Source organism: Cloacibacillus porcorum (genome assembly GCF_001701045.1).
In the GTDB taxonomy this organism is placed as follows: domain Bacteria; phylum Synergistota; class Synergistia; order Synergistales; family Synergistaceae; genus Cloacibacillus; species Cloacibacillus porcorum.
Map to the genome: position 1 here is coordinate 1,510,226 of NZ_CP016757.1, position 13,774 is coordinate 1,523,999.

9 protein-coding genes and 3 rRNA genes are annotated in these 13,774 nt (G+C 57.4%); 11 read left to right on the forward strand and 1 reads right to left on the reverse strand.

Features of this window, described 5'->3' with window-relative positions; genetic code table 11:
* Nucleotides 1–97: 97 nt before the first annotated feature.
* The 3 genes from BED41_RS06795 (at nucleotide 98) to rrf (BED41_RS17000) (ending at nucleotide 3,398) form a co-directional block, all read left to right on the forward strand.
* Nucleotides 98–3,071, forward strand: a 23S ribosomal RNA gene (locus BED41_RS06795).
* A gap of 41 nt (nucleotides 3,072–3,112) precedes the next feature.
* Nucleotides 3,113–3,228, forward strand: a 5S ribosomal RNA gene (rrf, locus tag BED41_RS06800).
* Between the two features lie 56 nt (nucleotides 3,229–3,284).
* Nucleotides 3,285–3,398, forward strand: a 5S ribosomal RNA gene (rrf, locus tag BED41_RS17000).
* A 258-nt stretch (nucleotides 3,399–3,656) separates the two neighbouring features.
* Here rrf (BED41_RS17000) and BED41_RS06805 read toward each other — a convergent pair.
* On the reverse strand, nucleotides 3,657–4,124 hold the full coding sequence (locus tag BED41_RS06805; RefSeq protein WP_066744310.1) for a hypothetical protein: 468 nt from the start codon (nucleotides 4,122–4,124) through the stop codon (nucleotides 3,657–3,659).
* Nucleotides 4,125–4,238: 114 nt separating this feature from the next.
* Between BED41_RS06805 and miaB the strand changes: the two genes are divergently transcribed.
* From miaB to gatC, 8 genes are all read left to right on the forward strand, one after another.
* A complete protein-coding gene (miaB, locus tag BED41_RS06810) occupies nucleotides 4,239–5,552 on the forward strand; it encodes a tRNA (N6-isopentenyl adenosine(37)-C2)-methylthiotransferase MiaB (protein WP_229712414.1) in 1,314 nt (437 codons plus the stop codon).
* Nucleotides 5,553–5,556: 4 nt separating this feature from the next.
* Nucleotides 5,557–6,249 (forward strand): ComEA family DNA-binding protein, encoded by a 693-nt coding sequence (locus tag BED41_RS06815; RefSeq protein ID WP_066744312.1) that lies wholly within the window; start codon nucleotides 5,557–5,559, stop codon nucleotides 6,247–6,249.
* A 7-nt stretch (nucleotides 6,250–6,256) separates the two neighbouring features.
* Nucleotides 6,257–7,726 carry a ComEC/Rec2 family competence protein gene (locus BED41_RS06820; RefSeq protein ID WP_066744314.1) on the forward strand — a complete coding sequence of 490 codons (1,470 nt, stop codon included), beginning with the start codon at nucleotides 6,257–6,259 and terminating at the stop codon, nucleotides 7,724–7,726.
* A 43-nt stretch (nucleotides 7,727–7,769) separates the two neighbouring features.
* Nucleotides 7,770–8,540 (forward strand): type III pantothenate kinase, encoded by a 771-nt coding sequence (locus tag BED41_RS06825; RefSeq protein WP_066744316.1) that lies wholly within the window; start codon nucleotides 7,770–7,772, stop codon nucleotides 8,538–8,540.
* Complete coding sequence (locus BED41_RS06830; RefSeq protein WP_157102287.1) at nucleotides 8,530–9,579, forward strand: tRNA dihydrouridine synthase; 1,050 nt, start codon at nucleotides 8,530–8,532, stop codon at nucleotides 9,577–9,579. Before BED41_RS06825 ends, BED41_RS06830 begins: the two co-directional genes overlap by 11 nt.
* A gap of 104 nt (nucleotides 9,580–9,683) precedes the next feature.
* On the forward strand, nucleotides 9,684–11,159 hold the full coding sequence (gene lysS, locus BED41_RS06835) for a lysine--tRNA ligase (protein WP_066749060.1): 1,476 nt from the start codon (nucleotides 9,684–9,686) through the stop codon (nucleotides 11,157–11,159).
* 185 nt (nucleotides 11,160–11,344) lie between these two features.
* The gene (ligA, locus tag BED41_RS06840; protein WP_066744318.1) at nucleotides 11,345–13,369 is read left to right on the forward strand and encodes an NAD-dependent DNA ligase LigA; all 2,025 of its coding nucleotides are present in this window, start codon (nucleotides 11,345–11,347) and stop codon (nucleotides 13,367–13,369) included.
* A 76-nt stretch (nucleotides 13,370–13,445) separates the two neighbouring features.
* Nucleotides 13,446–13,772 carry an Asp-tRNA(Asn)/Glu-tRNA(Gln) amidotransferase subunit GatC gene (gene gatC / locus BED41_RS16625; protein WP_168160243.1) on the forward strand — a complete coding sequence of 109 codons (327 nt, stop codon included), beginning with the start codon at nucleotides 13,446–13,448 and terminating at the stop codon, nucleotides 13,770–13,772.
* The last annotated feature ends 2 nt before the right edge of the window (nucleotides 13,773–13,774 follow it).

The following is a 13,774-nucleotide window of genomic DNA, read 5'->3' on the forward strand; positions in this document are numbered from 1 at the left end:
AGGCCTTCATCCTATAGTGGAAAATCTAAACTCCGAGACAAAACTCAGAGAGACAGATAAAACTATAGGAATAATAAGGTGAATAAAGGATTTATGAGGTTAAGGTACAACATAGCACGAGGGGAATGCCTTGGCGCTGAATGCCGAAGAAAGACGTAGCAAGCTGCGAAAAGCCGCGGTAAGGAGCAAGCATCCATTGACCCGCGGATCTCTGAATGGGGCAACCTTCACAGGGCAACCTGTGAGCCCGTAAAACGGGCGGCAACCCGGAGAAGTGAAACATCTCAGTACCCGGAGGAAAAGAAATCGTAAGAGATACCCCAAGTAGTGGTGAGCGAAAGGGGCGAAGCCTAAACCAACTGCATGCCAAGCCTGCAGGCGTTGTGCAGCTGGGGTCGAGGGATCTGTCGCGGAGTCCTGCAGAACTCCAAAAGAGTTACAAAACTTTTTTATAACCGAATCGAGTTGGAAAATCGAGCCAAAGACGGTGAAAGCCCAGTAAGTGAAATAAAAAAGCCTCTTAGACAGACACCCAAGTAATGCGGAGCACGTGAAATTCCGTACGAATCCGGGCCGACCACGGTCCAAGGCTAAACACATTCAGCGACCGATAGTGAAACAGTACCGAGAGGGAAAGGTGAAAAGCACCCCTGACGGGGAGTGAAACAGACCTGAAACCTCGTGCTAACAAGCAGAGGGAGCTTCTTAGGAAGTGACCTCGTGCCTCTTGGAAAATGAGCCGTCGAGTTATAGTACGTGGCAAAGTTAAAAACTACAAGGTTTGAAGCTGCAGCGAAAGCGAGTCTGAACAGGGCGCAAGTCACATGCTATAGACCCGAAGCCATACGATCTATCCATGTCCAGATTGAAGACCGGGTAACACCGGTTGGAGGATCGAACCACAGCCTGTTGAAAAAGGCCTGGATGAGGTGTGGATAGGAGTGAAAAGCTAATCGAGTATGGTGATAGCTGGTTCTCCCCGAAATGCATTGAGGTGCAGCCTCAATCGGTAAGACTGCAGGGGGTAAAGCACTGAATAGGTGAGGGGGCAGCACTGCCTACCGAGCTTAATCAAACTCAGAATACCTGCAGATCTGGATTGGGAGTGAGACTGCGAGTGCGAAGATCCGTAGTCGAAAGGGAAACAGCCCAGCCCGACAGCTAAGGTCCCAAAGCCCATGCTAAGTGTTACAAGGATGTGGGGATGCCCAGACAGCCAGGAGGTTGGCTCAGAAGCAGCCATCCTTGAAAGAGTGCGTAACAGCTCACTGGTCGAGCGTCCCTGCGCCAAAAATGTGGGGGGCTAAGCATGGCGCCGAAGCTTCGGATTCAGTGGAAATATCCATTGACTGGTAGGGGAGCGTTCTATACAGGACGAAGCATGATTGTAAGATCATGTGGACAATATAGAAGTGAGAATGACGGCATGAGTAGCGAAAAGTGTGCGAAAAACACACTCACCGAAAACCCAAGGATTCCTGGGGAAGGTTCATCCACCCAGGGTTAGGCGGGACCTAAGGCGAGGCCGAAAGGCGTAGTCGATGGACAGCAGGTAGACAATCCTGCCCTTTGGCAGTTCGTTTGACAGATGGAGTGACGCAGAAAGCTATGCACGCCGGGTGATGGAAATCCCGGTACAAAGTAGTAGGCTTGAGAAAGAGGCAAATCCCTTTCTCTCCAAGGCCGAGAACTGACGTGGAAGAATCCAATTCGAGAAGGTGCAAATGCTCGGCTGCCGAGAAAAACTTCTATGGAGAACTGTCGAACCCGTACTCAAAACCGACACAGGTGGGTTGGCTTAGAAGGCTAAGGTGAACGGGATAACCATTGTTAAGGAACTCTGCAAGTTGACTCCGTAACTTCGGGAGAAGGAGTGGCTGGAGATGTGAATATTTTACATAGTAAGCATCTTTGGTTCGCAGAAACCAGGCTCAGGCGACTGTTTAACTAAAACACAGGACTCTGCTGAAGGCGCAAGCCGAAGTATAGGGTCTGACACCTGCCCGGTGCTGGAAGGTTAAAGGGAGAGGTCAGCCGCAAGGCGAAGCTTTGAACTGAAGCCCCAGTAAACGGCGGCCGTAACTATAACGGTCCTAAGGTAGCGAAATTCCTTGTCGGGTAAGTTCCGACCTGCACGAAAGGTGTAACGATCTGAGCGCTGTCTCGACAGTGGGCCCGGTGAAATTGTGGTACTGGTAAAGACGCCAGTTACCCGCAGTAGGACGGAAAGACCCCGTGGAGCTTTACTGTAACTTGATATTGGATTTCGGTATAGTATGTATAGGATAGGTGGGAGGCAGTGAAATAAGGTCGCCAGACTTTATGGAGCCGTCGTTGGAATACCACCCTTATTGTGCTGGGATTCTAACCGCAGGCACTGAATCGTGATGCGGGACATTGTCAGGCGGGCAGTTTGACTGGGGCGGTCGCCTCCCAAAGAGTAACGGAGGCGCGCGAAGGTCACCTCAAGATGAATGGAAAACATCTACAGAGCGTAAGGGTATAAGGTGGCTTAACTGTGAGATTGACAGATCGATCAGAAACGAAAGTTGGTCCTAGTGATCCGGTGGTCCTGAGTGGAAAGGCCATCGCTCATCGGATAAAAGCTACCCCGGGGATAACAGGCTGATGCCGCCCGAGAGTTCCTATCGACGGCGGCGTTTGGCACCTCGATGTCGGCTCATCGCATCCTGGGGCTGAAGCAGGTCCCAAGGGTTGGTCTGTTCGCCCATTAAAGCGGTACGTGAGCTGGGTTCAGAACGTCGTGAGACAGTTCGGTCCCTATCCACTGTGGGCGCAAGGTATTTGAGAGGAACTGTCCCTAGTACGAGAGGACCGGGATGGACGTACCGCTAGTGAACCAGTTATTCCGCCAGGAGTAAAAGCTGGGTAGCCATGTACGGATCGGATAACCGCTGAAGGCATCTAAGCGGGAAGCCGGCCTCAAGATGAGATACCTCATTCGTCAAAGAAGTAAGGTGTCCGGCAGACGACCGGTTTGATAGGTTGGAGGTGTAAGAGGGTAACGCCCTTTGAGCTGACCAATACTAATACACCGAGGCCTTAACCTCATAAATCCTTTATCCGCCTGAAGAGGGCTGATATAAAAGTTTCTAGTGGTAATAGAGGAGTGGATCCACCCGGTCCCATGCCGAACCCGGCAGTTAAGCACTCCATCGCCGATGGTACTACGGAGGGTATCCGTGGGAGAGTAGGTCGCCGCTAGAATTAATTTGAAGAACGGCCCTGAGGAAATCCTTGGGGTCGTTTTTTGTGTTATTTATTCTGTGCGTAACAAGGGAGTGGGTCCACCCGGTCCCATGCCGAACCCGGCAGTTAAGCACTACATCGCGGGTGGTACTACGGAGGGTATCCGTGGGATGGCCAGGGAGCCAAATCAGTGCTTTTCTGATTTGTGCGAGGTCGGCTAGTTTGTTTGTCAGAGTAGGTCGTTGCCGGAATTAATTTAAGCGGGAGAGGGAAGTCAATTGAGACTTCCCTCTCTTGTTTTGTTTTGTGTGGGTGGCCAAGGAGCCAAAAAGTGCTGTAAAGCTAGCTATTTATCTTGGAAGGCCTTCAGCAGTTTATAACGCCCGTGCTTAGGAGCGCTTTCAACGCTGTCGGCATTTAACGCGCATACGCACGGGCAGAATAGTTTATTTCATGTTTTTAATGAGGATGCCGGCGGCTTCCGTCAGGGCATCCTTTGTCGCGACCTGTGATTCGAGAGTCAGAACCCCGTCCTTGCCGATTTTTACGATCAGGCTGTAGCCGACTACGGGGCGGTATTCGAGCATCGCGTTATGTCCCGCCACGGTTACCTTTTCAGAGGTCTCGCCTCCCCATATTTCACCGTCGTCGCTGGACATTTCGTTTGCCTCCCAGCCTTTGGCTCCCGCGCCCTCAACCCAGATGGCGCGGAAGGGCGTGCCGCCGCTTGTCCGGTATGTACGCTCAAGCCACATCCCCTTATATCCAGAGAGCGCGTCGAGCTCCGTCGTGCGCAGCTGCCCGTTCTCCCAGCCGGCGATCTCCGGCAGCTTCGTGGCTTCCGCTGCCAGCGCGGCGGCCGCCGATAGCGTGAACAGCAATACAATTACAAATAAAATGGATTTCTTTAACAAAATCCGCACCTCCGTTTGGAATATCTCTGTTATTATTAAGTATATCGTTTAATGGAAAGTTTAGCGAGTTTGACATATAATTCCAGAGTAAAAACACTTGAAGGGGATAGGTATTTGCATAAATTTTCAATCAGGGTATTTGGCTGCCAGATGAATTCCTACGACGGAGACCGTCTTCGTACCGCTATGCTGCATCAGAAGTGGGAGGAGGTCCCCGACGGGGAGGCCGACGTGGTCATTCTCGTCACCTGCAGTATCCGCGAAAAGGCGGAACAGAAGGTCGCGAGTGAGATTGGGCGTTATGACGCCGTATATAAGAAAAGGAAAAGCCCCGCGGTGGTGCTTGTCGGCTGTATGGCGCAGCGTATCGGCCGCGAGATGGCGAAGAAGTTTTCCTGTGTCCGTCTGGTCTCCGGCCCCCGCCATTTGGGACTTGTGCCGCAGGCGGTGACGGAAATATCCGCGGAGAGGCCGCCGCGTTTCTTTATGGACGACGACCCGCGCGCGCTGCTCGACCTCGACGTCGTGCCGACGGCGCGCACAAATCCCTTCAAAGCCTATGTGACGATCACCTACGGCTGCGACCGCTTCTGCTCTTACTGTATCGTTCCCTATGTCAGGGGGCGGCTGCAGTCGCGCGCGGCGGCGGATATCTTAAAGGAGACGCGTACGCTTATCGACGGAGGCGTCAAGGAGATAACGCTTCTTGGGCAAAATGTCGACGCCTACGGTAAGGACCTGAACAACGGATACGGCTTCGCCTCGCTGCTTCGTGATGTGGCAAACCAGCCCGGCCTGACGCGCCTTCGTTTTGCGACCTCGCATCCGAAGGATTTTGACGAGGATATTCTCGAGGTGATGCGGGAACGCGCCGATATCTGCCGCGCGATAAACCTCCCAGTGCAGGCCGGCAGCGACCGGATACTGCGTGAGATGAACCGCGGCTATACATCGGGGCAGTATCTCGCGCTTGTCGACCGGATACGCGAAGCCCTGCCCGATGTGAGCCTTACGACGGACCTCATCGTCGGCTTTCCCGGCGAGACGGAGGAGGATTTCCGCGCCTCATACGAGCTTCTCAAAGAGGTGAAGTTTGATATCGTCCACACCGCGGCGTATTCGCCGCGTGAGGGCACGCGGGCGGCGATGATGGAGGGGCAGATAGACAACCGCGTCAAGGCGGCCCGCCTCAACGAGATAAACGCGCTGCAGGCGCAGATAGCCCGCAGCGCCAACGAGGGTTATGTCGGCGCGGAGTTTGAGATCCTGGCCGACGGTCCTGCGCCGCGCGGCGAGGGGAAGATTCAGGGACGGACGATGACCGACAAGGTCGTGATCATTCCCGGTTCGGAAAATGATTTCGGCAGGCTCATCCCGGTCAGGATCGTGCGCGCCAGCCACTGGTCTTTAGAGGGAGAGAGGATCTAAAACGATGAATTCGCGCAGTTCCGGAAAGCTTTTAACGGCGGCCGGGGTGCTCTGTTTCGCGCTTGCCTTTGTTATTCTCGGGGCCTTTAAAGGAGAGTTCGGCAAGGATACCGCGGGCAAGTCCTCCGTGATGCCAGAGATGGAGGATACCATCGATGTCACGCCGCAGGCTTCATCCGCGAATAGCGGGCCGCGCCAGATAAAGGCCGTCTCCGGCGGAGGGGAGACCTCTGCTCAGTGGGTCGTCTATGTCACCGGTGCGGTGAAAAAACCTGGTGTCTATGAGGTCTCGCCGGGAGCGCGTGTCTACGAGGCGCTGAACGCGGCGGGCGGCTTTGCCGCGAACGCCGATCAGGAGGCCGTCAATCTGGCGGCGAAGCTGGAGGACGGCGCGCAGATAAAGTTTCTGCGCAAAGGCGAGGCGGCGGCTAGTGGAGCCGGTGCGGCGCAGATTCCCGCAGGAGGCTCGCAGGGCGGCGCTTCCGCCGTGCGGCAGTTAGGAAAGATAAATATCAACAGCGCCTCTCAGGCGGAGCTTGAATCAATAAATGGCGTCGGCCCCAAAACGGCGCAGTCGATAATCGAATACCGCCGCCAGAATGGAAATTTTGCCCGCATCGAGGATATCATGAATGTTAAGGGCATCGGCCCGAAAAAATTTGAATCGATGAAGGACCGCATCACGGTTGGCGGCTGACGAAACTTTGAGGGCAAGGCCGGCCGTCTCCGGCCGCAGGGAGTGTTTTGGCGGGCCTCTCTCCGAGGCTCCCGCCTTTTTTATCCTCTTTTGTATCTGCCTCTCGCTCTATTTGGATACCTTTATCCACTCCTCTCCAGTGGCCGCCGCGGCCTCTTTATCGCTTACCGCCGCGCTGATCCTCTTTATCACGGAGAGGCCGGTTAAGGGCTGGCTTCCGGTATTTATTCTAGTCATCGCCGTCTCCGGCATTTTTTCTCTCTACTCTCTTTATATCATAAATAAAAAAATTATTTTGCCGGACTCTCTTGAGACCAGCGGCAGAGTGCTCTCTTCGCGCCGCTGGGGACGGGGCAGGGCGCTGCTTATCGCTACCCCCTGCGGTAAGTTCGCGGGATATGTACCGGATAAGGGCGCGCCCGCGGAGGGATGCGGCGTCATACTGCGTGGGGCGCTCTTTGGCTTTCGGAGCGCGGCGAAACCCGGCGGTTTTGACGAAGGGCTTTACTGGCGCGCCCGCGGCGCGGTGAAGCGGATCGTATTTTTTGAGATCAGGGAGACGGGACAACCTTTCGGCCTTCCGGCCTGGCGCGCGAAGCTGGAAAGGCTGATAGACGAACGTCTTCTTCCCCTCTCGGCCTCCTATATGGCGGCCTTTACCGTGGGGAGAAGGGAGCCTCCGGCGGAGGCTCTGCACCGCCGTGCCGGCACCTCGCATCTTCTGGCGGTATCCGGCCTGCACATATGGATAATCGCCGGTTTTTTCATGTTCCTGATACGCGGGAACCTTTCGCGCTTTTTGGTGATCTCTTTTCTTCTCTGGGGCTATCTGCTGCTGTCGGGGATGCCCGTGGGCGGCGTAAGAGCGGCTCTGATGGCCGAGTTGTTTCTCGCGGCGATGGTACTGGGGCGTCCCTCGTCGGCCTTTAACAACGTAAGTACCGCGGCGGCGCTCCTCCTGCTGTTGGCGAATCCCTGGTATTTTTTTGACCTCGGCTGGCGGCTCTCGGTTCTCTGCGCCCTGTTTATCGCCGCCTCCGCGCCGTTTATAAGGGGCGGGATCTGCCGCGCCGTCTGCCTGACGGTCCTTTTATGGTTCGTGACGGCGCCGCTGGTGACGCGGGCCTTTGGCGAGGCTCCCTTGGCGGGGCTGGCGCTCAACGCCGCCGCCGTACCGGCCTTCGGCGTGATATTTCCCCTTGTGCTGATACTGTCGCTCCCGCCTCTGTTCGGGATGCCCTTTTCCTGGATAGCCGCCGGATGCTCGGAGACGATACTTTTATTCTTTCAGAGGGGGCTTGAATGGGGCTCCTCCGTCATCACCGGCGCGGTGGGCTGGGACGCGCCGATCTTCGCCCTCTCCGTGGCGCTCTTTGCCGCGGCGGCCGCGCTGCGGTGCGGCGCGGAGCTGAAGCGGGCCTCAATTATCGCGGCGATTTTTGTACTTTTTCTATTCTATTGTCCCTCTATGTTGTAAAATATAAAAATTGACCGTATAACAGATTGGGAGGAATGAGGATATGCTCCTCGTATTCGACATTGGAAATACCAATACAGTGATGGGGATCTACGACGGTGAAAAGCTTGTCAATCAATGGCGTCTCACCTCAAAAAAACAGACCTCGGACGAAGTCGGCTTTATGGTTCTCGGTCTGCTTTCCGCCTCAGGAATAGCCAAAGAGAATATCAAGGGCGCGATCTTCGGCAGCGTCGTCCCCTCGCTGGACGAGATGTTCCGCGAAGGAGTCCGGAAGTACGTCGGCCTTGAGTGCATCCGGGTCTCAACGAAGCTCAATACCGGCCTTAAGATAAAGATGAAAAACCCGACCGGGCTTGGCGCCGACCGTCTGCTCAACGCGGTCGCCGGTATAGAAAAGTACGGCACGCCGCTCATCGTCGTCGACCTTGGGACGGCGATCACCTTCGACGTCATCTCCGAAGACGGCGCCTATCTGGGCGGCGTTATCTCCCCCGGCATGGAGCTCGGCATGGAATCGCTCTTTTCGCGCACGGCGAAGCTGCCGCAGATTGAGCTTGTCGCGCCGGAGAATTATATCGGCGGCAATACCGTGGAGGCGATCCAGTCCGGCCTCATCTACGGCACGGTCGGGATGGTCGACAAGGTGATAAAGGGTATCTTCAAGGAGCTCGGCGGCCCCTGCCGCGTCGTCGCCACCGGCGGCCACGCGCCGATAATCGCAAAATATTCAAACCGCGTGGACAGCGTGGACCCGTGGCTGACGCTCGACGGCCTGCGGATACTTTACGAGAGGAACAACCTTGGAAAATAGCGAAAACCAACGTCCATTCAGCCCGCGAATTCCGGGCTGGCCGCGCACCGTCGGCGGCGTGGAGGTGGAAAATCCGCTTTGGCTCGCGCCGCTCGCCGGTATCACCTTCGGCTCCTTCCGCCGCTTTCACAGAATGCTGGGGGCGGGGCTGGTGCATACGGAGATGGTGAGCGCCCTCGGGCTGAAATACAAGGGGCGCAAGACGAAAGAGCTTCTGCATGGCGGCGAGGGCGAAGAGCCCTGCGTGCTCCAGCTCTTCGGCGCGAACGCCGAGGACATCGCACGCGGCGCGGAGATCGCGCTGGAGATAAAGAGTTTCGCGGCGCTGGAGGTCAATATGGCCTGCCCGATGCCCAAGGTCACAAAGAAGGGCAGCGGTTCGAAGCTGATGGAAAACCCACAGGAGGCGGCGGAGATGATGCGCCTTCTGAAAGCGTTTGGCCTGCCCGTCTGGGCAAAGGTACGCATCATGCCGCCGAACGCCGCCGAACGGACGGCGGACTTCTGCGAAAGACTATTCAGCGGCGGCGCTGACTTTATCTTTGTGCATGGACGCACGCCCGCGCAGAGATATGAGGGGACTGCTTCGCGCGAAGCGGTGGCGGAGGTGGCGCGCCTCTATCCGGGAAGGATCGGCGGCAGCGGCGACTGCTACCGCCCGGAAGACTTCTCCTGCTATTTGGAGATGGGCTGCGCCGCGGTGCTTGCCGCGCGCGGAGTGCTGCGCGACGCCTTTCTGGTGCCGAGGACGCTTAAATTGATGGGAGCCGAGGTGCCGGAGGAGTTCTGTGATCCCTCTCCCGAGGCGCAGACGAAAATCCTTCTCGAACTCGGCGGCAGCATTTATAATACCGAGGGCGGCCCTCTTGCGCTGACGATTGCGCGGAGGATGCTCGGCGCCCTCTTCAAGGGTTTCGCCGGGGCCTCGCAGCTGCGCAGGGCCGGGGCGATGACCAAAAGCTGGCCGGAGATGGAGGAGCTGCTGCGGAACTGGCGGAAGATCGATTTCAGCGAGGCCGCGCAGAACGAAGATATGTAAGTGCCGCACCGCGGCATTTTCACGATAAATTTAAAAATACCATACAGGAAGTGATCCAATTGGCAGAGGAACTCAAGAACACCCCCAAAGAGCAGCAAAATACCATGCCCGAGGAGGAAATATTCCGCCAGCGCAAGGATAAACTCATGCGCCTGCGCAGCGAGGAGGGATATGACCCCTTCCAGCAGGACCATTATGAGGTAAAGCAGACCCTCGGATATGTGAAGGAGCACTACGAGCACCTTAAGCCCGAAGAGTGGTCGGAAGATGAAATACAGACGGCGGGACGCATCATCGTGCTGCGCCGCCACGGCAAGACGGCCTTCGCCACCTTCGAGGACGAACGCGACCGCCTCCAGCTCTGCTTCCAGTTCGACGTACTCGGAGAGAAGGACTATGCCTTCTTCAAAAAGTGGGTTGACGCGGGCGACTTCATCGGACTTGTCGGCGTACCCTTCCGCACCCAGCGCGGCGAGCTTACGCTCTCCGTGAGGAAATTCACGCTGCTCTCCAAGGCGCTTCGCCCGATGCCGGAGAAGTATCACGGCCTTAAGGACATGGAGGTCCGTTACCGCCAGCGCTACGCCGACCTGATTGCGAACCCCGAGGTGCGCGAGACCTTCCGCAAGCGCACGAAGATAATCCAGACCTTCCGCCGCGTGCTCGACGCGCACGGGACGCTCGAGGTGCAGACGCCGATCCTTTCGACGATCGCGGGCGGCGCGAACGCGCGTCCCTTCGTCACGCACCATAACACCCTTGATATCGACATGTACATGCGTATCGCCACCGAGCTTCACCTCAAACGCCTCGTCGTCGGCATGCTCGGACGCGTTTACGAGATCGGCCAGCAGTTCCGCAACGAGGGCATGGACCAGCGCCACAACCCCGAGTTCACCTCGATGGAGGTCTACTGGCCCTACGGCAACTATGTGGACATGATGAACCTTGCCGAAGAGCTGATCGTCGCCTGCGCCGACGAACTTGGCAGCCGCGTGATCAACTATCAGGGAACGGAGATCAACCTCAACCCGCCATTCCGCCGCGCGACGATGGCGGAGCTTGTGGAGGAGCACGTCGGCATCGACTTCATGAACATCACGGATGAAGAGGCGCGCCGTCAGGCGGCGCTGCGCGGCATGGAGATCACCCCCTCCTTCACGCGTTTTGACATCCTGCCGCTCTTCTTTGAGGAATATGTCGAGGAAAATCTCATCCAGCCGACCTTCGTCATCGGCCACCCGACGGTCATCTCGCCGCTCTCGAAGCGCAACAAAGAGAACCCCGACGTTACCGACCGTTTTGAACTCTTTATCTACGGATGGGAGTTCGCCAACGCCTTCAGCGAGCTTAACGACCCGCTCGACCAGCGCGAGCGTTTTATGGATCAGGCCCGCAAGAAGGAGGAGGGAGACGAAGAGTCGCACCCCTTCGACGAGGATTTCATCAACGCCCTCGAATACGGACTGCCGCCGACGGGCGGCATGGGAGTGGGGATAGACCGCACCGTCATGCTGCTCACGGACTCCAAGAGCATCAGGGATGTTATTCTCTTCCCCACGATGAAGCCCAAAGACTAACGGAGCCGATGATTATATGTGCCGTTAGCGTCATAACTTACCGTTGGTCAATCCTCGACGCACGTTAGTGCGCCTCCGGTTGCCCAACGTCAAGTTATTTAGCTACCGACACATCTAATCATCGGACTTACGTTTGTGTTCTATATAAAAAATAGCAAGAACAAAACAAAAAGAGGAAAAACAGAATGAGTGATTTTGAAAATCTGAAAAAGAGAGCGGAGGAGCTGCGCGGCGAATTAGAGCGTCACGCGCGGCTCTATTATGAGCAGGACGCGCCGGAGATTTCGGATTTTCAGTATGACAGGCTCATGCGGGAGCTGCAGGATATTGAGAAAGAACATCCCGAGCTGGTGACGCCGGACTCTCCGAGCCACCGCGTCGGCGGCAGCCCGCGCGACGGCTTTGTGAAGGTCACCCACGCCGTGCCGATGATGAGCCTGGACAACGCCCTCGACCGCGCGGAACTCGCGGTATTCTACACGAAGCTCTGCGAGAGCCTTGGCGACGATAAAGTCGAGGTCGTCTGCGAGCCGAAGATAGACGGCCTCGCCGTCTCCCTCGTCTACGAAGACGGTCTCTTTATCAGCGGCTCCACGCGCGGCGACGGGCAGACCGGCGAAGACGTGACGGCGAACCTCCGCACGATCAAGACCCTGCCTCTGAGGCTCGCCAAACCGCTGCCGGGACGCTTTGAGGTGCGCGGAGAGGTCTGCATCGATAAAAAGGGCTTCGCCGCCCTGAACGCCGCCCGCGAGGAGAGGGGCGAGAGCCTCTTTGCCAATCCGCGCAACGCGGCGGCCGGCAGCCTCCGCACCCTTGACCCGCGTGAGACGGCGCGGCGGAACCTGAAAATCTACCTCTACCAAATCATCGAACCGGAAAAATTCGGCATCCTCACCCAGCGGCAGATGCTCGACGAGATCGCCGCGCTCGGACTGCCGATGCAGGGTTCAGACCTGCTCTGTTCGTCTCTGGCGGAGATATATTCCTACCTTGACGGGTGGGAGACAAAACGCTTCGAACATCCCATCGACACCGACGGCGTCGTCGTCAAGCTCAACGGCATCGCCCTGCGCGGGGTCCTCGGCGTTACGGCGAAGGCCCCGAAATGGGCGATCGCCTTCAAATTCCCTCCAGAGGAAAAGCTGACGCAGGTCCGCGAGATCGAGGTGAGCGTCGGACGCACGGGAGTTCTGACGCCGACGGCGATATTCGACCCCGTACATCTCGCGGGCACCGTCGTGCGCCGCGCCAACCTCCACAACCAGGACGAAATAGAGGCGCTGGACCTGCGCGTGGGCGACTACGTATGGGTCCATAAGGCGGGCGAGATAATCCCCGAGGTGGTGCGCGTCGAACACGACAGACGCCCCGAAGGCACCGAACCCTTTAACCTTCCCGACACCTGCCCCGTCTGCGGCTCCCATGCCGTGAGGCTGCCCGGCGAGTCCGCCGTCAAATGCCGGAACAGTTCCTGCCCCGCGCAGGTGAAAGAGCGCATAATATACTTTGCCTCGCGCTCGGCGATGGATATCTCCGGCCTCGGCGAAAAAATCGTCGACCAGCTTGTGGAAAACGGCCTCATCCACGACTACGCCGACATCTACGACCTCAAGGCCGCGGAGCTCGCCGCCCTTGACCGCCTCGGAGAGAAATCGGCGCAGAACCTTGTCGCAGCGATTGAGAAATCAAAAGAGCGACCGCTTGGAGCGGTGATTAACGCGCTCGGCATTGGCAACATCGGCGAAAAGACGGCGAGCGACCTCGCGGAGCGCTACCGTTCGCTGCGTAAACTTGAAAAGACCGCGCGCGACAGCGAGCCGGAGCTGGAACTTGCCGAGGGCGTCGGCCCCGTGATCGCCCAGTCGCTCCACGCCTGGTTCACCGAGCCTCATAACGAACGGCTGCTTGCGCGCCTTGAAAGCGCCGGCGTCCGCTTTGAGTCCAACGAGCCGGTGCGCGACAGGGCGGCCCTGCCGTGGAACGGGCTGAAATTCGTCCTCACCGGCGAGCTATCGCAGATGACGCGCGCCGAGGCGGGCGAGAGGATCAAGGCGCTGGGCGGCGCAACCGCCGAGAGCGTCAGCAAAAAGACGAGCTATGTGGTGGTCGGCGAATCGCCGGGAAGCAAATACCTTAAGGCGCAGAGCCTCGGCGTCCCCATACTCGACGAAGCGGCCTTTTTGGAAAAACTCAAAGAGGCGGAATAGACGGAAGCGACGCCTTTACCGCCGGCGGGTACGGCGGGCGGCATCAGAAAAAATCCTCACTTCAGGAGGTAATGACATGATAAAAAAAATGGAAATGGATAAGGAACGGCTGAGCGAGGTGCTGACGCTCTCGCGTATCGGCCTTCCCGAAGATCAGTATCAGGAGGTCCTCGACCGCGTCAACGACATCCTCCGCCTCTGCGACAAGATGCAGGAGCTGGCGCACGAGGACGTGGCTCCCTTTGAATGGGACGTCAAAAAGGCTCCCGCGCGCCGCGCGGACGAGCCGGTGCGCTGGACGGGACGCGACCTCTTCCTTGAAGAGGCGCCGGTGCGCGACGGCGACTTCTTCCGCGTGCCGCGCATCATCGCGCTTGAAGACGACGGGGAAGGGGAGGAATAAAA

What these genes read in the sequence shown, in the direction of transcription:
- BED41_RS06815 (WP_066744312.1), top strand. Translation starts at nt 5,557, where the DNA reads ATGAATTCGCGCAGTTCCGGAAAGCTTTTAACGGCGGCCGGGGTGCTC.
- BED41_RS06825 (WP_066744316.1), top strand. Translation starts at nt 7,770, where the DNA reads ATGCTCCTCGTATTCGACATTGGAAATACCAATACAGTGATGGGGATC.
- lysS (WP_066749060.1), top strand. Translation starts at nt 9,684, where the DNA reads ATGCCCGAGGAGGAAATATTCCGCCAGCGCAAGGATAAACTCATGCGC.
- ligA (WP_066744318.1), top strand. Translation starts at nt 11,345, where the DNA reads ATGAGTGATTTTGAAAATCTGAAAAAGAGAGCGGAGGAGCTGCGCGGC.
- gatC (WP_168160243.1), top strand. Translation starts at nt 13,446, where the DNA reads ATGATAAAAAAAATGGAAATGGATAAGGAACGGCTGAGCGAGGTGCTG.